The organism is Streptomyces phaeofaciens, from assembly GCF_014648915.1.
GTDB classification, from domain to species: Bacteria; Actinomycetota; Actinomycetes; order Streptomycetales; family Streptomycetaceae; genus Streptomyces; species Streptomyces phaeofaciens.
In genome coordinates this window covers 86,728-112,712 of sequence record NZ_BMSA01000008.1, presented here as the reverse complement: position 1 = coordinate 112,712, position 25,985 = coordinate 86,728, and the positions used below count along the sequence as shown (strand labels likewise).

The following is a 25,985-nucleotide window of genomic DNA, read 5'->3' as shown; positions in this document are numbered from 1 at the left end:
GCGAGGCGGTCCCGGAACCCGCCCGTGCGTCAGGACGGTCCCGGGAGAACGGCACCACCAACGGGGGCACCTGTGACCGTCACCAACATCCTGCTGTCCGGCATCGTCGGCTCGACCGCCTACGGGCTCGCCCACCCCGGCTCCGACGTGGACCGGCTCGGCATGTTCGCCACGCCCACGGACGAGCTGCACGGTCTGCGCCGGCCTCAGGACTCGCACGTCACCACGGCCCCCGACCGCACCCTGCACGAGGCCGCGAAGTGGTGCCGACTCGCCCTCGGCGGCAACCCGACGGTGACGGAACTCGTCTGGCTGCCCGACGAGCTGTACGAGGTCCGTACCGCGCTCGGCGACGAACTCATCGCGATCCGCGCCACCCTGCCGAGCGCCCACCGGGTCCGCGACGCCTATCTCGGCTACGCCACCCAGCAGTTCCGCAAGCTGCGCAACAAGGGCGAGGGCGGCATCTCCGAGGACAGCCGCAAGCGGACCGCCAAGCACGCCCGCCACCTCAAGCGGCTGTGCACCCAGGGCTACGAGCTGTACGCCACCGGCACGCTCACGATCCGCGTCGACGACCCGGAGAGCTACCACCGCTTCGGCGAGCAGGCGGCCGCCGACCCCGAGCACGCGCTGCCGCTGCTGCGGGACTTCGAGGAGAAGTTCAGCACGACGCGCAGCGCGCTGCCCGAACAGCCCGACGAGACGGCCGCCGACGCGTGGCTGCGCAAGGTGCGGCGCCACTTCTACACACCGCGGGACACACCCGCCTGAGCACGGGGTGCCGACGGCGCGCCGCACGGTTCGGATAAATCCCGTGCGGCGCGCCCCCGTTCGCCTCTACACTCACCGAAGATCACGCGCCACCCACGACAGGGGGCCGTGCCACACCGCGACGATCGAGGGGAGCCCGCCATGCGTGACCACACCGCTGCCGCCGCTCCCCGTGCCCGCTACGAGGTGATCCTCGTGTCTCGGGCCGTCCGGTGTCCGCTGCGCGGCCGGCACCGGAAGTGCTGACGACCGCCTGAGCGCACCGAACCGCCGTCCTGCCCAGCGCAGTCGACGGCGAGTCACCTTCGCGTCCCGCACTCACGCCGAAGTCGTCCGGCGAATCGCGCTGCCCGTTCCACCGCAGCACCCGAAAGGCCAAGGGCCGTGCGCAACCACCTCGACCGTCACCTCACCGCCGTTCGCAACCTGGGCATCCTCGCCCACGTCGACGCCGGGAAGACCACCGTCACCGAGCGGATCCTGTACGCCACCGGGACCACGCACAAGCGCGGCGAGGTCCACGACGGCACCACCATCACCGACTTCGACCCGCAGGAACGCGACCGCGGCATCACCATCTTCGCCGCGGCCGTCAGCTGCGACTGGGACGGCCACCGCGTCAACCTCATCGACACACCGGGGCACGTCGACTTCGCCGACGAGGTGGAGCGCGCGCTGCGCGTGCTCGACGGGGCGGTGGCGGTGTTCGACGCCGTCGCGGGCGTCGAGCCGCAGAGCGAGTCCGTGTGGCGGCAGGCCGACCGCCATGGCGTGCCGAGGATCGCGTTCGTCAACAAGCTCGACCGGGCGGGCGCCGACCTCGACACGGCCGTGGCGTCGATCCGTGACCGCCTCCACCCGGTCCCGCTGGTCGTCCAGCTGCCGATCGGCACCGAGGACGCCTTCACCGGCGTCGTCGACCTGCTGCACATGCGCGCCCTGACCTGGGGCGAAGACAGCGACACCCTCGTCGAGGGCGCTGTGCCGCAGGAGCTGCGGGAGGAGGCGCTGCGCCGGCGCCGGCTGCTGGAGGAAGCCGTCGCGGAGCGTCACCCGGCCGCGCTGGAGGAGTTCTGCGACCGGGAGACCGTCTCCGCCGAAACCCTCGCGGCCGCCCTGCGCGACCTGACCCGCACCGGTGACGGTGTGGTCGTGCTGTGCGGCTCGGCGTACCGCAACCGCGGCATCGAACCGCTGCTCGACGCCGTCGTGGCGTATCTCCCGTCCCCGCTGGACGTGCCCGCGGTGCGCGGCACCCACGAGGGGGCGGAGCAGGAACGGGCGGCGGATCCGGCGGCGCCGTCGGTGGCGCTGGCGTTCAAGGTGAGCGCCACCGCGACGGGACGTCTCACGTATCTGCGGGTGTACTCGGGCACGATCGAGAAGGGAGACACGCTGTGGGAGTCCGGATCGCGGCGCACCGAGCGGATCGGCCGGATCCTGCGCGTCCAGGCCGACCGGCATGCCCAGCTGGACCGGGCGGTCGCCGGCGACATCGTGGCCGTCGTGGGGCTGAAGGCGGCCCGCGCGGGCTCGACGCTGTGCGCGCCGCAGGCCCCGCTCGTCCTCGAACCGCCCGGTGTCCCCGACCCGGTGGTCTCCGTGGCGGTCGAGGCGTGCCGCGGCACCGACACCGACCGGCTGGCCTCCGCGCTCGCCCGGCTGGCCGAGGAGGATCCCTCGCTGGTCGTACGGACCGACCCCGAGACCGGTCAGACCCTTCTGTCGGGCATGGGTGAACTGCATCTGGAGGTCGCGGTGGAGAAGATCCGCCGCACCCTCGGACTGGACGTCAACGTGGGCCGCCCCCGGGTGACCTACCGCGAGACCGTCGGCCGGGGTGTGACCGGGCAGGTCTTCCGGCACGTCAAACAGGACGGCGGGGCCGGGCAGTTCGCGCACGTCGTGCTCGATGTGGAGGCGCTGGAGGAGGGCTTCGAGTTCCGGTCCGCCGTCGTCGGCGGGCGGGTGCCGCAGGAGTACGTCCGTGCCGTCGAGGCCGGCTGCCGGGACGCGCTCGCCGAGGGTCCCCTCGGCGGGCACCCGGTGACCGGGCTGCGGGTCACCCTGACGGACGGGGCGACCCACGTGAAGGACTCCTCCGAGACGGCCTTCCGCACGGCGGGCCGGTTCGGGCTCCGGGAGGCGCTGCGGGCCTGTGCGATGGTCCTGCTGGAGCCGGTCGTCGAGGTCGCGGTCACCGTGCCCGAGGAAGCCGTGGGCTCCGTCCTCGGCGACCTCGCGGCCCGCCGCGGCCGGGTCACCGACTCGGCCGTGCGCGGCGGGTCCGCGGTGGTCACCGCCACCGTGCCGCTGGCCGAGCTGTTCGGCTACGCGACCCGGCTGCGCAGCCGCACGCAGGGCCGTGGCACCTTCACGGCCCGGCCGACGGGGTACGCCCCGGCGCCGGCGGTGCCGGCGACGACGTAGCGGTCCACGAGGGGTGCGTGAGGTGCGGGCGGGGTGCGGGCGGGGACCATGTTCCCGCCCGCACCCGGCGCACCCGCCGCTCGGGGATACCGCCCGCACCGGCCGCTCGGGGCGACACGTCCCTCAGGGGTACGACACCACCGTCGACGGCACGGTGGACGTGCCCGACGTCGGCGCGCCGGTGTCGTTGACGACGGCCTCGTACTGGCCGTTGCCGCCGAGGGAGACCACCAGCAGGTCGTGGAACTTCACGCCCGGCCTGTTCGGGGCGGCGAAGCCGTGGTGCTGCACGATCGTCGGGTCGACGTTGTAGTAGCAGTAGCTGCCCAGGCCCCAGCCCTCGTGGCTGGTCACGGCGTCGCCGACCCGGTAGGCGGCGTAGCCCTTGAGCGCGCCGTTCTGGATCGCGGCCTGGTTCGGGGCGTCGTAGGCCTTCTCGTTCTGGAAGAAGATCGTGCGGCCGCGCTGTCCGAACCACTGCACGTCGTACTTGTTGAAGTGCTCCACGAACAGGCCGGTGGCGAGGACGTCGTGGCCGTTGACGACGACGCCGTAGTCGGCCCGGTTGGTCTCCCAGCCGACGCCCTCGCCGTGGTCGGCGCGCCAGACCCAGGTGTGGTCGACGATCGTGTGCCGGTTGTTGACGACCATGCTCGTGGTGGCCCTGCCGGGGCCCGCGCCGCCGATCCGGACGAACACGTCCTGCACGGTGGTCGGGTTGGCGGAGTGGTCGCGCGAGGCGCCGCGCGGCCCGATCTCCAGCAGGGTCGCGGAGTTGACCGGGCCGGCGTCCACGAGGAACCCGGCGAGCCGGACCCCGTCGACGTCCGCCACGGTCAGCGCGGTGACGCCGTTGTCCGGGATCAGGGTGGCGTACCCGAGGCCCAGGACGACGGTGTCGGCGCGGGTCACCCGGACCGGCCGGTCGAGGTGGTAGATGCCCGGCGTCAGCAGCAGGTTCAGGCCCTGCGCGAGCGCCTGGTTCAGGGTGGCCGCGCTGACCCCCGGCTTCGCGACGTAGAACCGGGTCAGGGGCAGTGAGGTGCCGCGCGGGGTGCCGTTGCCCCAGCTCACCCCGCGTGCGCCGGTCCGCTTGGCGGGCAGGAAGACCCGGAACGCGCCACCGCCGTCGACGTACAGGAAGGGCTTTTCGCGGGAGACGGGTGTGGTGTCCATTGTGGTGTAGGGCGGGTTGGGGAAGCTCTGGGCCGGGGCGCCCTCGACGCCCGAGAACACCATGTTCCACACGCCGTTGACCCAGCCGCCGATCGCGCTGTCCCGGGTGTACCACTGCTGCTGCGAGTACGGGCCGATCTCGCCCTCGACACGGCTGTCGGCGATGTAGCCGCCGCTGGCCCAACCGTAGCCGGACGGGGCGAGGTTGAGGCCGCCGCGGATGTGCATCCGGCGGAAGGGGGCCGCCTGGGCGACCGCCCACCGGTTCGTGCCGCCTGCCGGAACGAGCGCGAGGTTCTCCGCCGAACGCCAGAAGTTCTGGGTGGCGTTGCCGCCGAACCAGCCGGCGTCGACCGTCACGTCGCCGTTGATGGTGGTGTCGTCGGGGGAGAGGCCGAGGCCCATGATCGATGTGTAGAAGCCGAGTTGGGCGTTGAGGCCGTGGTAGGTGCCGGGTTTGAACAGCAGCGCGTAGCGGCCGGTGCCGAACTGGGCGGACTCCTGGCGCCGGAACACCTCGTCCAGCCGTGCCTGGATGTCCGGGGTCGACGGGTCGAAGAGGAGGACGTTCGGGCCGAGGTCGCCGCCGCCGGGCAGGGCGCGCGGGCCCTTGCCCTTCGGGGCGGCCGAGGCCGGCGCGGAGGGCAGCGCGGCGAGGGCCGGGGCGGCCGCGCCGGCGGCGAGGACGGTTCGGCGGCGCACGGCGGGCGTGCCGGACGACGGGGTGCGGGGCATGGGCGGCTCTCCTGGTTCAGGAAGTGAACGGTCGTGGGGTTGGGAGCGCTCTCTCGCCGGTGAATGCTTCAACTACCCGAACGTGTGCGTCAAGAGGGGCGACCGACTTGCGTGAGCCGCGTCGAAACCCTTGACGCGGCCGCGTTCCGAGGTTTAACTCACGTCCTAAATTAAGTCCTGATGACAACCGGGAGTCGACCCATGCGCACCATCCGAGCCGCGGCCGCAGGCGCCGTCGTCATGTCACTCGCGCTGGCCGCGACGGCCTGCGGAGGCGGATCCTCGACCGACGGCGAGGGTTCCAACGACGCACCGAAGACGCTGACGTACTGGGCCTCCAACCAGGGCGCGAGCATCGAGATCGACAAGAAGGTGCTCCAGCCGGAGCTGGACAAGTTCGAGAAGGAGACCGGGATCGAGGTGAAGCTGGAGGTCGTCCCGTGGTCGGACCTGCTCAACCGGATCCTCACGGCGACCACGTCCGGCCAGGGCCCCGACGTGCTGAACATCGGCAACACCTGGTCCGCCTCGCTCCAGGCCACCGGCGCGCTGCTGCCGTGGAACGAGGCGAACTTCGCCAAGATCGGCGGCCGGGACCGCTTCGTGGAGTCCGCGCTCGGCTCCACCGGCGCCGAGGGCCAGGACCCGGCCGCCGTCCCGCTGTACTCGATGGCGTACGCGCTCTACTACAACAAGGAGATCTTCGCGGACGCCGGCATCGCGAAGCCGCCGGCCACCTGGGCCGAGCTGGTCGCGGACGGCAAGAAGATCCAGGCGAAGGGCAAGCAGGTCATCGGCGCCGAGGGCGCCAACCTCTCGGAGAACATCCACCACGTCTTCACCTTCGCCAAGCAGCACGGCGCCGACTTCTTCACCAAGGACGGCAAGCCCGACTTCACCTCCGACGGCGTGGTCGCCGCGGTCAAGCAGTACGTCGACCTGATGGCGAAGGACAAGGCCATCCCGGTCGGCAACGCCGAGTACGCGCAGAACCAGTCCGTCAGCGACTTCGCCAAGGGCAAGACGGCGATGCTGCTGTGGCAGTCGGCGTCCGCGAACCTGAAGTCCCAGGGCATGAGCGACGACGCCTACGGCATCGCGCCCGTCCCCGTGCAGTCCGGCACCCCCGGCGCCGGTGAGCAGGTCAACTCCATGGTCGCGGGCATCAACCTGGCCGTCTTCAAGAACACCGACAACGTCGACGGCGCCACGAAGTTCGTGAAGTTCATGACCAGCGACGCCGAGCAGAAGATCCTCAACACGGCCTACAGCTCGATCCCGCCGGTCGCCGCCGCCCAGTCCGACGCGGCGTTCAACACCCCCGCCACCGTCGTCCTGAAGGACACCCTCGCCAAGAGCGCCGCGGCGCTGCCCCAGGTCGCCGACGAGTCCCAGTTCGAGACCGCCGTCGGTACGGCCGTCAAGGAGCTGTTCGCCGAGGCGGCGGCCGGCCGGCCCGTCACCACGGAGTCGGTCAAGGCCCGGCTCGAGAAGGCCCAGCAGCAGATGCCGGCGGCGTGATGACGACCACGATCGAACGCGGCCGGCCGGGCACCCGCCCGGTCAAGGCCGCCCCTGCGAACCGCCGCCCCGGCCGGATCCGGCGGATCGGACTGCCCTACCTGCTGCTCCTGCCCGCCCTGGTCCTCGAACTCCTCGTCCATCTGGTGCCGATGGTGATCGGCATCGTGATGAGCTTCAAGGTGCTCACCCAGTTCTACATCCGGGACTGGGGCTCGGCCCCCTGGGCCGGGCTGGACAACTACTCGCTGTCGGTGGACTTCAACGCCCCCGTCGGCGAGGCCCTGCTGCACTCGTTCTTCGTCACGGTCGCCTTCACCCTGCTCTCGGTCGCCCTGTGCTGGCTGATCGGCACCGCCGCCGCGATCTTCATGCAGGACACCTTCCGCGGCCGCGGTCTGCTGCGGGCCCTCTTCCTGGTCCCGTACGCGCTGCCGGTCTACGCGGCCGTGATCACCTGGGTCTTCATGTTCCAGCACGACAACGGCCTGGTGAACCACGTCCTGCACGACCAGCTGGGCCTCACCGACAAGCCGTCGTTCTGGCTGATCGGCGACAACAGCTTCTACGCCCTGCTCACCGTGTCGGTGTGGAAGGGCTGGCCGTTCGCCTTCCTGATCGTGATGGCCGGCCTCCAGAACATCCCCCGCGAGCTGTACGAGGCGGCGGCCCTGGACGGCGCCGGGATATGGCAGCAGATCCGGCGCATCACCCTGCCGTCGTTGAGCCCCGTCAACCAGGTGCTGGTGCTGGTGCTGTTCCTGTGGACGTTCAACGACTTCAACACGCCGTACGTCCTGTTCGGCAGGGCCGCGCCGGAGGCGGCGGACCTCATCTCGGTCCACATCTACCAGGCGTCCTTCGTCACCTGGAACTTCGGCGCCGGCTCCGCGATGTCCGTCCTGCTGCTGCTCTTCCTGCTGGCGGTGACCGGGGTGTACCTCGCGGTCACCTCGCGCGGACGGAGGCCCGCCGATGCCTGACCTCTCGACGACGCCCGTCGCGCGCAACTCGCCCATGGCACCCCCGCGTTCGTTCCTCTGGTCGCGGTGGATCTTCCTCACCCTGCTCACCGGCTTCGTCCTGCTGCCGGTGTACGTGATGGTCTCCAGCTCGCTGAAGCCCCTCGCGGACGTCACGGGCCAGTTCCGCTGGCTGCCCAGCGAACTGACGATCCGTCCGTACATCGACATCTGGTCGACCGTCCCGCTGGCCCGGTACTTCGTGAACTCGCTGATCGTGGCGGGCGCGGCCACGGTCTGCTCGGTGGTGATCGCGGTCTTCAGCGCCTACGCCGTCAGCCGCTACAGCTTCCGGGGCAAGCGGGTGTTCACGGTCACCGTGCTGTCCACCCAGATGTTCCCCGGCATCCTCTTCCTCCTCCCGCTCTTCCTCCTCTACGTCAACATCGGCAACGCCACCGGGATCGCCCTGTTCGGCTCGCGCGGCGGGCTGATCCTGACCTATCTGACCTTCTCCCTGCCCTTCTCCATCTGGATGCTGATCGGGTACTTCGACTCGGTGCCGCGCGACCTGGACGAGGCGGCGCTGGTCGACGGCTGCGGCCCGCTCGGCGCGCTCTTCCGGGTCGTGGTGCCGGCCGCGATCCCCGGGATCGTCGCCGTCGCCGTCTACGCCTTCATGACGGCCTGGGGCGAGGTGCTGTTCGCCTCCGTCATGACCAACGAGACGACCCGCACCCTCGCCGTCGGACTCCAGGGCTACTCCACCCTCAACGACGTCTACTGGAACCAGATCATGGCCGCCTCGCTGGTCGTGAGCGTGCCCGTGGTGGCCGGGTTCCTGCTTCTCCAGCGCTATCTCGTCGCCGGGCTGACGGCGGGAGCGGTGAAGTGACCGAATCGCCCGATCTCGAAAGGACCTCTGTGACCATCGACTTCGCCGCCCTCCCGCACGACTTCCTGTGGGGCACGGCCACCTCGGCCTACCAGATCGAAGGTGCCGTGGCGGAGGACGGCCGTTCCCCCTCGATCTGGGACACCTTCTCCCACACCCCCGGGAAGATCGACGGCGACGACCACGGTGACATCGCCTGCGACCACTACCACCGCTGGCGCGAGGACATCGGCCTGATGCGGCGGCTCGGCACCAACGCCTACCGCCTGTCCGTGGCCTGGCCGCGGGTGATGCCCGGCGGCGACGGCCCGCCGAACCCCAAGGGTCTCGCCTTCTACGACGAGCTGGTCGACGGCCTGCTGGAGGCGGGCATCACCCCCTCCGTCACCCTCTACCACTGGGACCTGCCGCAGGTGCTCCAGGACCGCGGCGGCTGGCCCGAACGGGAGACCGCCGAGCACTTCGCCGCGTACGCCTCGGTCGTCGCGGAGCGGCTGGGCGACCGTGTCGCGCACTGGACGACCCTGAACGAGCCCCTGTGCTCGGCGTGGATCGGCCACCTGGAAGGGAAGATGGCCCCGGGGCTGACGGACCTGACCGCCGCCGTGCGCGCCTCCTACCACCTGCTGCTCGGCCACGGTCTGGCCGCCCAGGCGATCCGGGCGGTGGCCCCGGGCGCCGAGATCGGCATCGTCAACAACCTCTCCACCGTCCACGCCGCGAGCGACCGGCCCGAGGACCTCGCCGCCGCCCGCCGGGTGGACGGCCACACCAACCGCTGGTGGCTCGACCCGGTCCACGGCCGGGGTTTCCCGGCCGACATGCGGGAGGTGTACGGCGTCGAACTCCCGGAGAAGCCCGGCGACCTGGAGACGATCGCCGCACCCCTCGACTGGCTGGGCCTGAACTACTACTTCCCGGCCACGGTCACCGACGACCCCGAGGGCCCCGCCCCGTACGCCCGCTCCCTGCGCAAGCCCGGCGTCCCGCGCACGGGCATGGACTGGGAGGTCGACGCGAGCGGCATCGAGACGCTGCTGCTCCGTCTGACGGACGAGTACGGCGCCCGCCGGCTGTACGTCACCGAGAACGGCTCCTCCTACCCGGACACCGTCGGCCCCGACGGCACGGTCGACGACCCGGAGCGTCAGGCCTACCTGACCGCCCACCTCGCCGCGTGCGCCTCCGCCGCCCGCAAGGGCGCGCCGCTGGCCGGCTACTTCGCCTGGTCGCTGCTGGACAACTTCGAGTGGGCGTACGGCTACGACAAGCGGTTCGGGCTCGTCCACGTCGACTACCGGACGCAGGCCCGGACGATCAAGGGAAGCGGCCACCACTACGCGGACATCGTCCGCAGGCACCGGGAGGGCGTGCGCAAGGCCGCCTGAGCCCCTCCGGAGCGACCTCGAGGTGACGCGGCCGTGCGGGCGACCAGAACCACCTCGAGGTGACGCGGCCGCGTGCGGTCGCCTGAAGAACGGCCTCCGTGGCCGGTGGGTGCGGGAGCTCGCCGGTCACGGAGGCACCATCCTCCCCTCTGAATGTCAGGTGCACGCCAACTCTGACCCCACGTCGATTCCGATCAAGGAGAGCCGCATGCCCGACCCCACCCGTCGCATGCCCACCCGCACCCTGGTGAGCGCCCTCGCCACCCTGTCCCTGCTCGCCGGTGCCACGGCGTTCTCCGCCGCCGCCGAGCCCACGGCCGCCGCGGCGGCCGCCTGGGACACCGACCGCGCCGCCGCCGCGTACGCCGCGAACCCGGCGGGCGTCACCGCCTCCGGCAGCGAGAACCCCGGCACCGCACCCGGCCTCGCCTTCGACGGCGACGGCGCCACCCGCTGGGCGAGCAACTTCGCCGACGACGCCTGGATCCGCCTCGACCTCGGGTCGACGATCCGCGTCGACCGGGTCGTCCTGGACTGGGAGGCCGCCTACGGCAAGCGCTACGTCCTGGAGGCGTCGAAGAACGGCACCGACTGGACGCCGTTCTACACCGAGACCGCCGGCACCGGCGGCACGGTCACCGCGCACACCCACCCCCAGGAGGTGACGGGCCGCTACATCCGCCTGCGCGGCCTGGAACGCGGCACACCCTGGGGCTACTCGCTGTGGAACGTCAAGGTCTACGGCGGCGAACCCGCCCCCGCCTCCACCACCCGCACCAACCTGGCCCTCAACCACCCGGCCTACGCCGACTACTACCAGCACGCGGGCAACTCGCCGGCCTACGTCACCGACGGCGGCCGCCCGGCCAACCTCAAGGACGACGCCACCCGCTGGTCCAGCGACTGGAACAAGGACCGCTGGATCGCCGTCGACCTCGGAGCCACCTCCACGATCGACACCGTCGACCTCTACTGGGAGGCGGCCTACGCCGTCGACTACCAGCTCCAGGTCTCCGACGACAACCGCACCTGGCGCACGGTGTACCAGCCGTCCGCCGCCGAGGTCGCCGCCCGCCGCGCCGACATCAAGTCGCCGGGCGACGCGGTCGGCCGGCACGACAGCGTCCGGCTGCCGCAACCGGTCACGGGCCGCTACGTCCGCATGCTCGGCAAGGAACGCCGCTCCTTCTACAACCCGGCCCCCGCCACGGCCCAGTTCGGCTACTCCCTCTACGAGTTCGAGGTCTGGGGCACCGGCGGCAGCGCCTTTGCCGCCTACCCCGCCCTGCCCGGCGAACAGCCCGGCAGCTACCGGACCACGTTCTTCGACGACTTCACCGCCGCCTCCCTCGACCGCTCCAAGTGGCGTGTGGTGCGCACCGGTTCGGAGATGGGCTCGGTCAACGGCGAGGCACAGGCCTACGTCGACTCCCCGCAGAACATCCGCACCGAGAACGGCAACCTCGTGCTGGAGGCCAAGCACTGCAAGGGCTGCACCCAGGCCGGCGGCGGCACGTACGACTTCACCTCCGGCCGCATCGACACCAACACGAAGTTCGACTTCACCTACGGCCGGGTCAGCGCCCGCATGAAACTGCCCGTCGGCGACGGCTTCTGGCCCGCGTTCTGGCTGCTCGGCAGCAACGTCGACGACCCGACCGTCTCCTGGCCCGCCTCCGGCGAGACCGACATCATGGAGAACATCGGCTACGCCGACTGGACCAGCTCCGCCCTGCACGGCCCCGGCTACTCCGCCGACGGCAACATCGGCGCCCGCCAGACCTACCCGAACGGCGGCCGCGCCGACCAGTGGCACACCTACGCGGTGGAGTGGACCCCGACCGGCATGCGCTTCTACGTCGACGACCGCCTGGTCCAGGAGACGACCAGGAACAAGCTCGAGTCCACCCGGGGCCAGTGGGTCTTCGGCCACCAGCAGTACGTGATCCTGAACCTCGCCCTGGGCGGCGCCTACCCGGCCGGCTGGAACCAGGTCACCACCCCCTACTGGGGCCTGCCCCAGTCCAGCGTGGACCGGATCGCGGGCGGGGGAGTGCGGGCGGAGGTGGACTGGGTTCGGGTGGAGCAGAAGGGGTGATCGGTCGCGGGGCGCGGGGGCCGTGGGGACGGGGGCCCGTGCGGACGGGGGGCCGTGGGGACGCGGGGCCTGCGCGGACGCGGGGCCTGTGAGGACGAAGAGGCCCGTGCGGCCGAGGGCCCTTCGTCACCTTCCCGAGTAGTCCGGTATTAAAGTGGCTGCGCCGATGAGGGGGGCTTCGTCCGGGCATACCCGAGTTCCCTGATGTCGGCTGCGCCGCGTCGGCCCGATCGGGGCCACGGGCGGGGGACGTCAGGGGGGTACATGACTCATCGGTGCGGTCTTCGGGGGCGGGCGCCTTCCGCCCCGCCTTCCGCCGGTCCCTCCCTCGTGGCGGGAGGCGGACGGTGCCGGTGAACCTCCCCGCACGCATCGGCCCCTACCGGCCGACCCGGCACCTCGGCACCGGCGGCATGGGCACGGTCTACTACGCGACCGACCCCGACGCCGGAACGCCCCTCGCCGTGAAGGTCCTGCACCAGGACTTCGCCGCCGACCCCGCGCACCGGGCCCGGTTCCGCCGCGAGACCACGACGCTCCGCAAGGTCACGGGCCCCTACCTCGTCCCGCTGGTCGACGCCGACCCCGACGCACCGCTGCCCTGGCTGGCGACCGCCTACGTCCACGGCAACACCCTCCATCAGCACGTCCGCGACACCGGCGCCATGCGCCAGGACAATCTGATCACCTTCGCGGCGGCCGTCGCCCACGCCCTGGCCTGCATCCACGACGCGGGGGTCGCCCACCGCGACCTGAAGCCCACGAACGTGCTCCTCGCGGCCGACGGCCCACGCGTCGTCGACTTCGGCATCGCCCACCACCTGGACTCCACCGCGATCACCGCCACCTCGGTGACGACCGGCACGCCGGGCTGGATGGCTCCGGAACAGCTCACCGACGGCACGACCCTGCCGGCCGGGGACATCTTCGCCTGGGGTCTGCTGGTCGCCTACGCCGCCGCCGCGGTACACCCGTTCGGCGCCCCCACGGGCATCACCCACCGCATCGTCAGCGCCGAGCCCGCCCTCACGGGACTGCCCGAGGCCCTGGTGCCCCTGGTCCGCGAGGCCCTGGCCAAGGAGCCCGGGCGGCGCCCGAGCGCGGCGGACCTCGCGGAGCGGACCGCGGCGGTGTACGGGCCGACGGGGACGGCGGTCTTTCCGACCGTGTCCTATACGCGGTTCGTGGAGCGGGGGGCCGGGCGGGCCGACGGCGATATCGCCGATGCCGACAGTGCCGTGCCCCTGAAGGACGCGCGGTGGACCGTACCCCTGCCCGCCGACCTTCCGGCGGTCGAGGAAGCGGTCAAGGAATCGGACGAGGAGTCCACGGAGGCGTCCGGGACGGAGGCCGCGGTTCCCGCTGCTTCGGAGGCAGCGGACACCGAAGTGCCCGTTCCGCCCGTTCCGCCCGTTCCTCCGGCTCCCCCCGTGCCACCCGCCCCCGCACCTCCCATGGCGTCGGGCCCCTCGCCCGCGCGGCGGCGGCCGCGCCGCCGGGCCGTCGTCTACGCGCTGGCCGCCGCCGCGGTCCTGGGAGCCGCCGCCGGAGGCATCGCGGCCGGTATGACGGCCGGTGACAAGGAAGAGGGCGCTTCCGACCGCCCCACCTCCGCCACCACGGCCGGATCGCGGCAGCCGGCCGCGACCCCGGAGCCGTCCACCGCCGCCCCTTCGGTGGACGCGTCACCGGTCGCGGAGGAAGCCGTCGTGGAGGAGACGCCGGAACCGGTGGCCCTGTTCGGCGGCCTGCGGGTCACCCTCCCCGCCGACTCGGGGCTGGAGGCGCGGGCGAGCGACCCGGACACCGACTCCGGGGCTGTCTGGGACACCACCGGCGAAGAACCGGCCGTCGCGACGAGCGCAGACTTCTCCCTCTCCGGCGACCCGGAATCCGGCGTACGGGTCCTGTACGCCCCTACCCTGACCCTCGATCAGATCCGCGAGGGCCAGACGGACTCCGGCGCCATGTGGTCGATCGAGAGCGAGGACGGCTACACGTCCACGGACGAGTCCGTGATCTCCGTGAAGGACCGCCCGCCGACCGACATCGGCGGCAGGAAGGCCAAGAGCTGGACCTTCGCCACCGATGTCCTCCCCGACTACGACGGCTCGCGCAAGAACAGCCACCGCGTGTGGTGGCTGCCGTACAGCAAATACCTCGTCTACACCTACGGAGCACACGACAAGGCCGCCGACGCGGCGGTGGACGAGTTGATCGACGGAATCGGCTTCGCGGCCACGCGAATGCCGCGTGACTGCGCGGACGCCGTCGTGGCGCTGGACAAGGCGGCCTCGACCGGCGAACAGGCCGACGACCACGGTGCCCTCGCCAACTGCCAGGACGCCGCCGTGTACGGCGCCGAGCAACTGGACCCGGGGACGGTGAACACCGAGAGCGAGGCCGCGTGCGTCGCCCTGGCCGTGTCGTACAGCGGCTACGGCGCCGACTTCACCTACGACGAGGCCAAGGCGTACAAGGAACTGCGCCCCTGGTGCGACCTCCCCGGAGCCGTCGACGAACCTCGTCTGCCGGACTACCTGGGGCTCTGAGCCGTCAGTTGGCCAGGCCGACCCGTTCGACGTGGGCGACCTTCACGGACTCGATGTCGGCCAGGGTGTGGTCGCCCTCGAGTTCCACGTAGTCGTCGAACTCGCCGGTGTCGGCGTCGGTCTTGCCGGGGCGGAGATGGGTCGCGCTGATGTAGGCCTGGCCGACGAAGTCGCCGTCCTCGTCGAACCCGTTGACGATCACGGCGTAGTTGGCCGGCTCGTCACCCTTGTTCGTGATCTTGTAGACGAACTCGTACGCGGTGGTGGCGTCGCAGTCGTTGTAGCTGAACTCGTCGGTGTCGTCGCACTCCTCGTCCTCGTCGAGCAGGCTGTTCTCGCTCTCCGTGAGCTTGCCGCCCGACACCTCGACATGGCTCATCGCGTCGTCGTCACCGGCCAGGGCCCACCAGGCGACTCCTCCGCCGACGAGGAGGGCCAGGACCGCGCCGGTGGCTATGAGGGCGCGCTTGCGGGAGCGGGGCTGCGGGACGGCGGCCGCGGGGAACGGCGGCGGGGGCGCGGCGGGGTACGCGGATTGGGGCGCGGCGGGATGGACGGCTTGCGGCGCGGGGGCAGGTGCGGGGGCGGTGACGGCGGCGGGGGGCTGCTCCGGTGCCGGGGGCGTGGCTTCCGTCTTCGGTCTGTCGGGCGTGTTCTCGGTCATGCGGCGGCTCCTTTGTGGGGATGGCGGTGGCCCCGGCCAGGGGCGGGAAGAAGGAGGACGCGGAGGCGCAGGTCGAGGTGTCCGTGCCGTCCGCGTGCACGTAGACGCGGACTCTCCCGATGTGCAAAAGGTTGCACAAACCCATGAGGAAAACGTGCCGTTGCGTGCAGGTCACGCCCGAACCCGATCGCACTGTCACTGATGGGCGGCGTGCTCACACGATCGGATGACAATGCTGTCGGCGGGCACGCGGGTGGGCCGTGGGCCGTTGGCTCTTGTGACGGGGGGCTTCCGGCGCTTCCCGCCGGCGATGACCACGGGGGTCCAGATGAGCCTGAAGTTCCAGCGCAACGACGACGGCACACTCACCGGATGCAACACGGACACGGGTTTCACCGTCACCTCGGCCGACGAGGAGGAAGTGCGGCGGCTGGTGCATGAGGACGCCGGTTGGGAGTACACCCCACCACCGCCCCCACCGGCCCCAGGTTTCCACCGCTTCGCCCTGGTGCACGACGAGTTCGGTGACGGCACCTTCGGTCACGAGCAGTACGAGGGGTTGCGCACCCGGCCGCCCAGCGGCTGCGAACCGGTCGACTGGGGCGGCTTCGCCCTGAAGTGCGAGCGCCCGGGGCGGACCCTTCTGGAGGCCGTGTCCGACACCGTCACGGAGATCCGTCGCGAGCACGGCCTGGTGATGAACAGCATGGGCATCGAGGACCCCGGCGAATGGCTGGACGACGACAAGAACGGCTACGGGGCGCAGATCGTCGCCCACCTGGTGCTGACAGCCGCCCACCGCGCGGCCCTTCTCGGCTACGGAAGGAAGGACCTGGTGCGCCTCCTGGATGCGGCGGGGGCGGCGTAGGCGTTTGGGTGGACTATCGGATGAACGGGTCTGACCTGGTTGTTTCCTGACGATGAGTTTGGGCGTTCGGCGACTTCGACACTCATGCGACAGGCGAGGGGTCACACGCGTTTCGCCGCCGCCCCGCGGCGCAGTGGACGTCAGCGGAACAGCTCTGGCGCCCGGCAGGCCTCCAATGGCTCCTCCGGCCGGTCTGCCCAGCGCCACCAGACATGGCGACCGGCGCATTTCCACAGCGACCGGCAGGCGCGTCGGCCGTCGTCCTCCCTACCGCAGAGCACGAAGCCACCGGACTTCATGAGTTGGCCGCAATCCGGGCAGGCCGGGGCGTCGTTGGTCATGCAGCGGACCCTGGCGGAGCAGGCGGTCAGGAACCCACTGATCCCCAGGGCGCTGTCATAGGGCTCGGCTACGTTGCACGCATGACTGACAGGGATCCGCTCGTGCCGGCACTGACCGGCATGCTCGTCGATGTCGTGTGGTGGCTGGAGAGTTGCGGGGATGAGGAAGTAGATCCCGATTCCGCGGTGAAGATGATGGAGAGCGTCGGCGGGGAGCTGCTGCGCCTGCCCTCCGTCCAACGTGAGCGGCTCTTGCAGGTACTCGGGGACTTGGCCGAAGCGGAGGGAGACCTTGCGAGGCGTGACTTCCTGAAGTCGTTCCCCTTCGCCACCGGCCTGGTCGAGGATCCGGAGAGTTGAGGGCGCGGTTGACAGGTAGGCGTCAGTTCAGCTGTCGTCATGCGTGCGTCGGCTAACGGTTGATGGGGATCTCGTAGACGATCTCGCAGTGAGCGGCGGACGCCACGATGTCCGCCGTCTCCACGGGCCGTCCCTCGTCGCTGTAGTACGTCCGCCGGATGTGCGTGACGAGCGCTGCCTTCTGGACGCCGAGTAGCGATGCTCCCTCGGCGGTCGCCTGCTGCGGCTCCGGCTGCTCCACGGCGTGGCTGACAGTGATGTCGATCGTTGCCATGCGGTTCACGACCCCCGCCCCGGCGTGCGGCCCTCCCTCGGGGAGGACGACGAGAGTGCCGGCCGTGAGGTCGTACGGCTCCCAGCTTGTCGAGAGCTGCACTGGCCTGCCGTCGGCAAGGAACTCATACGCGGTGCGGACGCACAGGTCACCTTCGGCGATCCCGAGCCGCGCCGCGATCTCGGCCGGTGCTGGCACCTTGGCGTCGGTCCGGCTCTCCCAATCCCCTTGCCTGCCGACGGCCTTCATGTCCGCGCAGAAGGGCGACCCGTTGGGCTGCTCGCGTGCCGAGGAACGGACCACCCGCACGCGCTGGCGGGGCTCGGCGACGTACGTGCCTGATCCGGCACGGCCCTCCAGTACGCCCTGGGAGATCAGCAACTCCTGTGCCCGGCACACCACTCTCCGAGGGCGCTCCCTCCACTCCTCAACCCGCTGGCGCGTCGATTCCGGGCGGTAGCTTTACCCGCGTAGGTGCCGTTCCGCCCGGCGGTCCCGCCGCATTGCCGCCGCCCTCCACCGGTCCGTCGGCAACCGGCTCCCCGACTCCGACGAACTGGGTCTACCCCGACCAGCCGCCGTCCGGGTCCTGACCCACCACCACCCGGGGGCGGGCTGCTTCCCTCCAGCCCGCCCCCTTCCCCGACCATACGGGTGGAGTCCTGCGATGACCTCCAGAAGAGCGCCACGCCTCCACCTCGTCCCGCCCGCTCCCCCGTCTGGAACCGCCATGTCTGACAACCGCCAGGCCGAAGCCACCACGGCCACCGTGAAGTTCCCGCACCGCAGCAGGCGCGGCATCCTGCTCGGCCTCACCGCCCAACAGCTGATCGTCGTGAGCCTCACCGGCCTGCTCCTGCTCGCCGTGATCCTCGCCCGTGGCGTGGTCGGCGCACTCGAACTCGTCCCGCTGTGGGCCGCCATCGCCCTGCTCGTCTTCGTCCGCTACCGCGGCCGAGCCCTGCCGACTGGGCGCCGATCGTCACCCGGTACGCGCTCCGCCGGATGCGGGGCCAGTTGATCTGGCTCGTCCGACCCTCCCGCCGCCTGGTCCGCGAAGGACTCCACCTGCCCGGAACCGCCGCCAGCCTGCGCGTGGTCACCGCACCCGACCGCCGGTACGGCGCGGTCCACGACCTCCACGCCGGCACTCTGACCGCCGTCGTCAAGGTGTCCTCGCGCGCCTACGCGCTGCTCGACCCTGGCACCCAGAACGCAAACGTCAGCGGCTGGGGCCGTGCCCTCGCCGCACCGGCCCGCACCGGCCAGGTCGCCCGGATCCAGGTGATCGAGCGCACCGTGCCGGACTCCGGCGACGCTCTCCGCCGGTACTGGGAGGAACACGGCCAGCCCGACGCCCCGGTGGCTGGCCAGGTCTACAGCGAGCTGATCCAGAGCGCCGGCCCGGCCGCCGCTCCGCACGAGGCGTACGTCGCGGTCTCGCTCGACGCCAAGGCCGCGCGACGCCTGATCAACCAGGCCGGTGGTGGTCTGACCGGGTCCTTCAGCGTCCTGGGCGGCACGGCGGCAGCTGTGGGGTTCGCGGGGCTGCGCTGACCCGTCCGCCCAGGTTCGCCACATCGGCGGACCGAGAGGTGTCCGCCGGATCAGTCAGGGCTTGGGAGAGTTCACCAAACGAGGGTGGAGGAACTGTTATAGCAACGACCGTGACTCACGGTCGTCCGGGTCACCTACAACCCACTCCCAGCTCAGGCCTCTGGCCTGTGGCGCCCTACGGCACGTCACCCGATCGGTGGCCAGGTTGAAAGGGCTGCTTGAGGAGGCGCTCGGCTCGCGCAAGATCCTCCGAGGTGTCTACCGCTACACCGTCATCCAGGACAGGAACCATGTGCACGGCGTGGCCGTGCTCGACGAAGCGGAGCATCTCCACACCCTCGGCGCGTTCCAAGGGCCCCTGCTGAAGTTGTCGGAAGCGCTGGAGAGCTGGGCCGGTGAAGCCGTACAGACCCAGTTGGCGTAGGTACTTCGGTCGGTCACCCTTGGGATAGGGAATGGGCTGGCGCGAGAACATCAGGGCCTCGCTGCGGGCCGAGACAACGACCTTGACGACGTTGTGGTCGAGGACGCCGCCCGGGTCGTGCAGTTCAGCATACGCGTTCACGGCGAGAGTGCCTGGTGGCTTGTACTCCAGGGCCTCGGAGACGTCGTCGATGGCGGTCGGCGAGATGAACGGCTCGTCGCCCTGGACGTTGATGTACGCCTCGGCCGGCAGGAGCTCGGCGACCTCCGCGACGCGGTCGGTGCCGGTGAGGTGCTCTCCGGTACGGATGCAGTCAATGCCCAGTTGGCTGCACGCCGCCTCGATGCGTTCGTCGTCCGTCGCCACGATGGCTCCGTCGAGACGCTTGGCCTCCAAGCAGCGTTGGTGGACGTGCCAGAGGAGCGGCTTGTCGCCGAGGAGAGCCAGCGGTTTGCCAGGGAAGCGCGAAGCACCCCAGCGGCAGGGTATGACGGCGATGTGCCGGCGCGGTTCGACGCCGGTCGGTTGGGCTGTGGTAGCGGCCACGGCGTCCTCCTGGTGGACGGGTAAGTGTGGGGGCTTCAAGTGAGCTGGGCGAGCTTGGCGCGGACGTTGGGTGAGGCGGCGGTCGCGAACGGCCGCCACTGGTAGCCGTCGACCTCCTCCTCCTGAAGCGTCACCGCGTGTTCCGCACCGAGGTGGAACGCCCAGCGGAAGTCAACGTGGTGGTGGGCCGGCTCGTTCTTCGACGGGTTCGCGTCGATCGCGTGCACGTCGATGTCGAGGGGGATGTCCTCGCGGCCGGCGAGGGGGACGACGGCGCTGGGCGGGATGCCGGCCTCCTCGTGCAGTTCGCGCAGGGCGGCGTCGCGCAGGTGCTGGTCGGCCGGTTCGTTGTGCCCGCCGGGCGCCAGCAGTTTCCCGGACGCCTTGTGCGCGATGTGCAGTACGTGCCGTTCACCGTTGATGAGGATGGCGCTGCAGGTCACGTGGGCGGGGAAGGTCTTGCGGCTGGTGGGCGTGTCCGCGCCGGCGAGCGCGGCGAACAGCAGTGCCAGGGAGTCGCGTTCGTCCGGGTGGCGGGCGAGGTACGCCTCCGTGACGGCGCGGATGTGGTCGTTGGAGGGAGGCATCGGAGTCACCTTTCGAAGTGGCGGAGCCAGGTTCTGGCGATGGCGTCGCGGTCGGCCGCCGGCATCTCGTGCAGCCCCGATTGGAATCGCGCGTGGCTGAGAGCAGCAGTGGCGGCGAGTATCTCGGCCTGGACGAGGTGGATGTAGGGGCCGACGGCAGCGCCGTGCACGAAGTTGACGGCACCTCCGTCAGCGAGAACGTAGAAGTAGTGGCCGGTGACCTCGTATCGGGTCAACTGGGGTCCGACGGGCTGGCGTTCGTAGAGGTCGTCAAGGCTGCTGAGTTCGAGTTCGTCCTCGGAGGAGGTCGCCGATCCGAGGTACGCGCCGTTGCGCAGGGCGGCGAAGTCCTCGTGCCGGAGGGCGAGATTGCCGGTGGCGCACAGGACGAGTTCCGCGTCGTGGACGGCCTCGGTGGTGGACGCGCTGGTGCGGAAGCCGAGGGCGTGCGCTTGTATTCGCTTGACCGCGTCGTGGTCGTACACGGTGACGCGCAGGTCCTGGGCGCGCAGGGTCTGGGCGATGGCGCGGCCGATCTTGCCGAAGCCGATGACGCAGGCGCTGCGGCTCGTGAGGATGTCCCCGCGGGCGCGGACGAGGGCGTCGGTGGAGAACACGATGGACCGGCCGACGAGGTGGTCCTCGCAGTCCTTGAGCGGGGAGCGGGCCACGGACACGACCGGGCACGGCAGGGAGCCGAGGGCCGCGTACCGCTGGTGTCCGTTCTCGGTGTCTTCGACGACGCCGAGGATGCGGCCGGAGAACTTGTTCACGAGGGTGTCGAGGCTGGCCGCGAAGTACCCGCCGATGTCGGCCAGGACGACGTCCTGGCCGCCGGCCGTGTCCTCCAGGTAGTGCAGGGCCTGGGTCTCGTCGGTGAAACGCTCCCGGGTCAGGTCGTGGACCGGCAGGGTGCGGCGGACGGTGTCGAGGGTCGGCTGGTGGATCGACCGGGGCTTGGGGAGGACGGCGCCGATCGTGGACACCGCGGTCATGGCGCGCAAGAACGCGGGTCGTTCCGGGAGCAGGTGCGTGATGACCAGCGTTGTGATCGTCTCGCCGGCAGGGAACTGCGCGGTGATCTGCCGGAAGAAGGCGTCCAGCCGTGCTCGCTCGGGGGTTTCCATGAGCACTCCTCTCGGATTCCGAGGCATGGGGCTACGCGGCCCGGCTGTAGTCCGGCACCGGGGCGGCCAGGGCCTGCATGTGGGCGCGCAGTCCGCTGTGGAGGTCGACGCGCGGCTGCCAGCCGAGGACTTCTCCGGCGCGGCCGGGGTCAGCACGGGTGAGGAGGACGTCCCCGTTGCGCGCGTGGTCCTGGTGGAGCTGGATCTCGCGGCCGGTGAGGCTGTTGGCGATGTTGATCACGTCCAGCAGCGATGCGTTCGAGCCGCCGCCGACGTTGATGGGGCCGTGCGCGGTCGGGACGACGGCGGCGGCGATCGTGGCGGCGACCACGTCGTCGATGTAGGTGAAGTCGCGGCGCTGGTGGCCGTCTCCGTACAGGCGCAGGGGTTGTCCGGTCAGGGCGGCGTACAGGGCGCGGTGGGTGAACATGTCGGCGCGCTGCCGGGGGCCGTAGACGGTGAAGTACCGCAGGGCGACGACGCTGGGGCCGACGGGGCGCTCGGCGTAGGCGAGGCAGAGCTGCTCCTCGGCCAGCTTGGTCACGGCGTACGGGGAGGCGGGGTTGGGGCGGTCGGTCTCGAGGCTCGCGTCGCCGTCGGTCGGGCCATAGACGCTGGAGGAGGAGGCGACGACCAGTCGGGGGACGCCGATCCGGGTGGAGGCTTCGAGGACGCGGTGGGTGGCCAGTACGTTGGACGCGAGGTAGTCGCCGAACTGCGGTCCCCAGGAGGGTCGTACACCGGGGATGCCGGCGAGGTGGAAGACCGCGTCGGCGTCGATGAGGAGCGGGTCGATGGCGCAGTGGAGGAGGTCGGCCGTGATGTGGTGGTATCCCGGGCGTCCTCGCAGCGCGGCGAGGTTGGCGGCGGCCGTCGGGTCGGTGGACGGGTCTCGGCGGTCCACGCCGATCACGGTGGTGCCGGCCTGGACGAGGGCGTGGGCGAGGTGGGAGCCGATGAATCCGGCGGAGCCGGTCACCAGGGCCCGTCGGGGGGCAGCGTTGGTCGGGGGCTGCTCGTGCTGTGGCACGGGGATCTCCAGAGAGGTGTCGTCGAAGGGGTAGGTCAGGTGAGCCGGGACAGGACGGTTCTGCCGTGCGCGCTGAGGGCGAGGTCGCGCTCTTGGTGGCCCTTGACCAGGGCTGTGGCCGCCTCGATGGCGCCGAAGGACTCCAGGAGGCGGCGTTCGGTGTCGTTCGGCGGGCGCCCGTATCCGTCGAAGAAGGCGGTGCGGAGGTGGGGTGCGGCTTGCCAGCGTCGGAATTCGAGCCGGGCGAAGTCGCGGACCCGGGCGTCGCGTCGCATGTGTTCGAAGTCGTAGATGCCGAAGGTGTCGCCGAGCAGCCAGTTGCGCGGCTGGTAGTCGAGGTGGCAGATCGCGCTGTCCATGTGGCTGGTGCCCATGATCGCCGCGTGGTGCTTCAGAAGGTTCTCCGCGGCCGCGTCGAGCAGGTCGGCGTGGACGGCCCGGTCGATCCACCGCTGGAACCGCTGGGCGAGTGCGGCGCCGACGGCACCACCCTGCGGCATGGCGGTGGCTCGGTGCAGCTTGCCGAGCACGTGCCCGGCCTCGTGGTGGGCCAGTTCCTCCTCGGGTAAGCCCGGAGCGACGGTGTCCGCGCGGTCGCCTGCGAGTGCGGTGAGCAGCAGGGTGTGGGTGGCGTCGTCCCGGCCGACCAGCTCCGGCGCGTGGCCGGTCAGATGGGTGACCCACGCCCCGTAGGCGTGGAGTTCTCCGGCGTACCGGTCTCGCTCCGCGTGTTGTTTCGCGATGAAGTGACGCCCGTCGCCGGCGACCAGGCGTACGACGCGGGGCGGGAGCGCGGGGTCTGCTGCGATGTCGACTGCGCCGAGGAGGTGGTGCGCCAGTTGTATCCGGGGGTCGTCCGAGGTCGCGATCACGGGGTCGGCTCCGGCGTGAGGAGACTGAGGTGCTCGGTGTCGTTGTGCCGGTCGAGCATCCAGCGGGTCTGGCCCAGGCGGTTGCGGTGGTGCTGCCAGCGGGTGATGGAGGCGTGGTTGTGGGTGAATCCGGCGGGCGAGCCGATCGGGATGCCGAGCAGCAGGGTGTGTGCGGTGATCACCGTCTCCCCGTGGGCGGCGAAGACGACGCGCTTGCCGTGGTTCTCCTTGATGAGCTGGCTCAGGTTCCTGCTGGCGCGCGCCAGGAACCCGTTCCAGGTGTCGGAGCCGTTGGCCCAGGGTGTGTCGGGGTGGGCGTGCGGCCCGCCGTCGGCGGCCGTCTTCACCGCGTCCCAGGGCCGGCCGTCGGCGTCGCCGTGGACCGGGCCGTCGAGTCGGTCGTCGTGGTGCACGGGGATCTGGAGCGTCTGGGCGATGATCTCGCCGGTCTGGACGAGGCGGATCCGCGGGCCGGTGTAGATCACGTCGAAGGGCTTCTTCAGGTGCTCGGTGGCCAGGCGGCGTGCGGCCTGTTCGGCTTGGGCGTACCCGAGGTTGGTCAGGCCGGTGCAGGTGCGCGGGCCCCCGACGAGGCCGTCGGCGTTGCACTGGGCCTGGCCGTGCCGGACGAAGACGAGTTCGGTGGTAATCATGAGGCTCCTCGGTGGCTGAAACGGAGGGGCAGGCTGTAGTGGTAGCCGTTGCGGCCGACGTACGGGGCGGTGAGCACGGCGTGCAGGCTCAGGAAGCTGTCGAGCTGGCCCCGGTCCGTCGTGCCCAGCCGGGCGTCGTGGCGTCGGGCTGCCGCGTTGTAGGCGAGCAAGGCGGTGGTGACGGCTTGGCCCGTGAGCGGTCCGTAGGTCAGGTGGAGCGTCGCGACGAGCTTGGCGAGGTCGTAGCCCATCGGGGCGAGGGACAGGTCGTCGGTGTCGACGGCGACGATGTCCTGCGTGCTGGTGACGATGAAGTTCCGCGGGTTGCTGTCCTTGTAGAAGGCGCAGGGTCCCTCGGTGGTCGCTTCCAGCAGGCCGAGCATCGCGTGCAGTGCCGTCTTGTTCGGCAGGTAGCCCTGCTCGTGGCGTCGCCGTAGGGCGACCTTCCGGGGACCGAGGTAGTCGTCGAACTGCGTGCCGTCCTGGAAGTGGTGCGGGGTGTCCAGCGACGCGGAGTGCAGGTCGCTGGCCCAGGCGGCACCGTGGGCGTGGCCGAGCAGTTCCGCCACGCGCGGGAGGTCCTCGGGGCGTACGGGGCGGCCCTCGATCCGTTCGAACGTCAGGGACTGCGGTCCGACGGTGTGGAGGGCCGGCTGCCGCAGCGGCTTGGCGTGCGCGGTGAGCCACCGGTAGTGGCGCACCGCCCCCGCCGCGCGCTCCGGTTCCGCGTAGTGCTTGGTGAACGGGGCGGGGCTCATGCCGGCTCTCCTCCTTCCTTCGGCTGGGCGACGACGAAGGTGATCCGGGACCGGGTGGTCAGCGGCTGGTCGGGAAGGAACTCGTGCAGGGTCGCCGCCAGGGCCCCGGGGTTGCCGTACAGGCCGGGCGCCAGGTTGTACTTGGGGTTGGTGGCCAGGTACTGCGCCGTGTGGTCGTGGCCGTCGAAGGTGAAGACGTGTTCTTCGTCCAGGACGGCGATCACGTCGAGCGAGGAGGCGGCCACGTCGGCGAGGTTGCCGCTGTGGGCTGAGGTGTAGAGGCTCTCGTGCTGGGCGGCACGCGGATCGAGGCCGGCGGAGGCGACCAGCTGGTCCATCTCCCGGTAGCTGTCGAGGCCCTTGGTGACGAGCACGGCCAGACCCCCGGGGGCGAGGACCCTGGCGATCTGCGCGGCGACGTCCTTGGGCTGCGGCGAGTGGTAGAGGCAGAACGCCGCGACGACGATGTCGCTCGACCCGTCGGGCAGGGGGAGGTCGTGGAAGTCGCCTTCGACGAAGTCCACCGTGCTGTCGGGCAGGTCCTTGGCGCGCTCGCGGGCCTGGGCGAGCAGGGAGGGGGCGGCGTCCAGGCCCACGACGCGCTGGGGCCGGAGCAGCCCGGCGATGACGAGGCTGCTCGTGCCGCGACCGCAGCCGATGTCGAGCACCACGCCGAGCCGTTCGGGCCGGGCATGGTGGGTCTGTACCAGGCTGACGATCGTCTCGGGCACCGGGTGTCCGGCGGTCTTGGCGCGCATCAGGGCGCTGGTGCGCCCGGCCAGCCGCGAGGCGTGTCCGTACAGCTCCGGCTGCCGGGCGGGGTCCAGGAACGGGTTGGGCTCGTTCATGCCGCACCCCCCAACCGGGGGCGCGGGCCGGTCAGGACTGCTCGGCGGCCACCTTCCGCAGCCAGCGGCGCGTCTGGCGCCGGTTGGCCAGCAGCACCACATCGGCGCCGGAGCCGAACTCCTCGATCTTCGCCATCACGCGGGGCCGCATCTTGCGCCGGTACGTGGCGACGTACTTGATCACGCCCCAGTGGATGCGGTTGTGCACCCCGTTGCCCTTGTGCCCGGCCCCGTGCCGGATCTGCCGGGAGAAGATCCCGTACAGCGCCGCCACAGTCGACACGTCCATCAGGACCACCGTGTCGCAGGCTTCGAGCCGTACCTGCAGCGTCGAGTTGTAGTTGCCGTCGATCACCCACCGCGGCTGCCTGACCAGCTCGCGCTGCACGTCGGTGAACTTGTCCATGGGCAACGCGTTCCACTCGTCGTCGTAGAACGCGGCGTCCAGGTGCGTCACCGGGGCGTCGAGGATCGTGCCCAGCTCGCGGGCCACGTGGGATTTGCCGCTGCCTCCGCAGCCGACGATGGCGACCTTCTTCATGGTG

The 25,985-nt window shown here is 71.0% G+C and carries 22 protein-coding genes and 1 pseudogene; 11 read left to right on the top strand and 12 right to left on the bottom strand.

Annotation, left to right across the window (positions count from 1 at the left end):
- Nucleotides 1-72: 72 nt before the first annotated feature.
- Both IE275_RS16090 and fusA read left to right on the top strand, forming a co-directional pair.
- On the top strand, nt 73-774 hold the full coding sequence (locus IE275_RS16090) for a nucleotidyltransferase domain-containing protein (protein ID WP_189711972.1): 702 nt from the start codon (nt 73-75) through the stop codon (nt 772-774).
- 384 nt (nt 775-1,158) lie between these two features.
- Nucleotides 1,159-3,204 carry an elongation factor G gene (fusA, locus tag IE275_RS16085; protein ID WP_189711971.1) on the top strand — a complete coding sequence of 682 codons (2,046 nt, stop codon included), beginning with the start codon at nt 1,159-1,161 and terminating at the stop codon, nt 3,202-3,204.
- Nucleotides 3,205-3,327: 123 nt separating this feature from the next.
- On the opposite strand, the gene IE275_RS16080 is transcribed toward fusA, so the two are convergent.
- Complete coding sequence (locus tag IE275_RS16080; protein ID WP_189711970.1) at nt 3,328-5,115, bottom strand: pectate lyase-like domain-containing protein; 1,788 nt, start codon at nt 5,113-5,115, stop codon at nt 3,328-3,330.
- A gap of 201 nt (nt 5,116-5,316) precedes the next feature.
- Here IE275_RS16080 and IE275_RS16075 point away from each other — a divergent pair, with 201 nt between their 5' ends.
- The 6 genes from IE275_RS16075 (at nt 5,317) to IE275_RS16050 (ending at nt 14,531) form a co-directional block, all read left to right on the top strand.
- Nucleotides 5,317-6,636 (top strand): ABC transporter substrate-binding protein, encoded by a 1,320-nt coding sequence (locus IE275_RS16075; protein WP_189711969.1) that lies wholly within the window; start codon nt 5,317-5,319, stop codon nt 6,634-6,636.
- Nucleotides 6,636-7,619: a carbohydrate ABC transporter permease gene (locus IE275_RS16070; RefSeq protein WP_189711968.1), complete on the top strand. Its 984-nt coding sequence runs from the start codon at nt 6,636-6,638 to the stop codon at nt 7,617-7,619. The genes IE275_RS16075 and IE275_RS16070 overlap by 1 nt, the downstream gene beginning before the upstream one ends.
- A 34-nt stretch (nt 7,620-7,653) precedes the next feature.
- Nucleotides 7,654-8,493, top strand: coding sequence for a carbohydrate ABC transporter permease (locus IE275_RS16065; protein ID WP_189712109.1), 840 nt, complete (start codon nt 7,654-7,656; stop codon nt 8,491-8,493).
- Nucleotides 8,490-9,881, top strand: coding sequence for a GH1 family beta-glucosidase (locus tag IE275_RS16060; protein ID WP_189711967.1), 1,392 nt, complete (start codon nt 8,490-8,492; stop codon nt 9,879-9,881). Before IE275_RS16065 ends, IE275_RS16060 begins: the two co-directional genes overlap by 4 nt.
- 229 nt (nt 9,882-10,110) lie before the next feature.
- Nucleotides 10,111-11,979, top strand: a complete 1,869-nt coding sequence (locus IE275_RS16055; RefSeq protein WP_189712108.1) for a discoidin domain-containing protein — start codon at nt 10,111-10,113, stop codon at nt 11,977-11,979.
- A 347-nt stretch (nt 11,980-12,326) separates the two neighbouring features.
- On the top strand, nt 12,327-14,531 hold the full coding sequence (locus tag IE275_RS16050; RefSeq protein ID WP_189711966.1) for a serine/threonine-protein kinase: 2,205 nt from the start codon (nt 12,327-12,329) through the stop codon (nt 14,529-14,531).
- Nucleotides 14,532-14,535: 4 nt separating this feature from the next.
- Here IE275_RS16050 and IE275_RS16045 read toward each other — a convergent pair whose 3' ends face one another.
- Nucleotides 14,536-15,195 (bottom strand): hypothetical protein, encoded by a 660-nt coding sequence (locus IE275_RS16045; RefSeq protein WP_189711965.1) that lies wholly within the window; start codon nt 15,193-15,195, stop codon nt 14,536-14,538.
- 328 nt (nt 15,196-15,523) lie between these two features.
- Between IE275_RS16045 and IE275_RS16040 the strand changes: the two genes are divergently transcribed.
- Together IE275_RS16040 and IE275_RS16035 are read left to right on the top strand one after the other, a co-directional pair.
- Nucleotides 15,524-16,063: a hypothetical protein gene (locus IE275_RS16040; protein WP_189711964.1), complete on the top strand. Its 540-nt coding sequence runs from the start codon at nt 15,524-15,526 to the stop codon at nt 16,061-16,063.
- 422 nt (nt 16,064-16,485) lie between these two features.
- The gene (locus tag IE275_RS16035) at nt 16,486-16,764 is read left to right on the top strand and encodes a hypothetical protein (RefSeq protein ID WP_189711963.1); all 279 of its coding nucleotides are present in this window, start codon (nt 16,486-16,488) and stop codon (nt 16,762-16,764) included.
- A 52-nt stretch (nt 16,765-16,816) separates the two neighbouring features.
- Here IE275_RS16035 and IE275_RS16030 read toward each other — a convergent pair whose 3' ends face one another.
- On the bottom strand, nt 16,817-17,440 hold the full coding sequence (locus IE275_RS16030; RefSeq protein WP_189711962.1) for a GntR family transcriptional regulator: 624 nt from the start codon (nt 17,438-17,440) through the stop codon (nt 16,817-16,819).
- Between the two features lie 328 nt (nt 17,441-17,768).
- Between IE275_RS16030 and IE275_RS16025 the strand changes: the two are divergent.
- Nucleotides 17,769-18,553: pseudogene (locus IE275_RS16025) on the top strand (SCO6880 family protein); the annotation flags it as partial.
- 217 nt (nt 18,554-18,770) lie between these two features.
- On the opposite strand, the gene IE275_RS16020 reads toward IE275_RS16025, so the two are convergent.
- The 9 genes from IE275_RS16020 to IE275_RS15980 are packed head-to-tail and all read right to left on the bottom strand — an operon-like array spanning nt 18,771 to nt 25,981.
- Nucleotides 18,771-19,565, bottom strand: coding sequence for a 3-deoxy-manno-octulosonate cytidylyltransferase (locus IE275_RS16020; protein ID WP_189711961.1), 795 nt, complete (start codon nt 19,563-19,565; stop codon nt 18,771-18,773).
- Nucleotides 19,566-19,600: 35 nt separating this feature from the next.
- Nucleotides 19,601-20,152 (bottom strand): NUDIX hydrolase, encoded by a 552-nt coding sequence (locus tag IE275_RS16015; protein WP_189711960.1) that lies wholly within the window; start codon nt 20,150-20,152, stop codon nt 19,601-19,603.
- Nucleotides 20,153-20,157: 5 nt separating this feature from the next.
- A complete protein-coding gene (locus tag IE275_RS16010; protein WP_189711959.1) occupies nt 20,158-21,279 on the bottom strand; it encodes an adenosylhomocysteinase in 1,122 nt (373 codons plus the stop codon).
- A gap of 31 nt (nt 21,280-21,310) precedes the next feature.
- On the bottom strand, nt 21,311-22,309 hold the full coding sequence (locus IE275_RS16005; protein WP_229870262.1) for an NAD-dependent epimerase/dehydratase family protein: 999 nt from the start codon (nt 22,307-22,309) through the stop codon (nt 21,311-21,313).
- A gap of 35 nt (nt 22,310-22,344) precedes the next feature.
- On the bottom strand, nt 22,345-23,181 hold the full coding sequence (locus tag IE275_RS16000; RefSeq protein WP_189711958.1) for an aminoglycoside phosphotransferase/kinase family protein: 837 nt from the start codon (nt 23,179-23,181) through the stop codon (nt 22,345-22,347).
- Nucleotides 23,178-23,834, bottom strand: a complete 657-nt coding sequence (locus tag IE275_RS15995) for a histidine phosphatase family protein (RefSeq protein ID WP_189711957.1) — start codon at nt 23,832-23,834, stop codon at nt 23,178-23,180. Before IE275_RS15995 ends, IE275_RS16000 begins: the two co-directional genes overlap by 4 nt.
- Nucleotides 23,831-24,592, bottom strand: coding sequence for a phosphotransferase (locus IE275_RS15990; RefSeq protein WP_189711956.1), 762 nt, complete (start codon nt 24,590-24,592; stop codon nt 23,831-23,833). Before IE275_RS15990 ends, IE275_RS15995 begins: the two co-directional genes overlap by 4 nt.
- The gene (locus tag IE275_RS15985) at nt 24,589-25,440 is read right to left on the bottom strand and encodes a class I SAM-dependent methyltransferase (protein WP_189711955.1); all 852 of its coding nucleotides are present in this window, start codon (nt 25,438-25,440) and stop codon (nt 24,589-24,591) included. The genes IE275_RS15990 and IE275_RS15985 overlap by 4 nt, the downstream gene beginning before the upstream one ends.
- 31 nt (nt 25,441-25,471) lie before the next feature.
- Nucleotides 25,472-25,981, bottom strand: a complete 510-nt coding sequence (locus IE275_RS15980) for a P-loop NTPase family protein (protein WP_189711954.1) — start codon at nt 25,979-25,981, stop codon at nt 25,472-25,474.
- Nucleotides 25,982-25,985 lie beyond the last annotated feature (4 nt).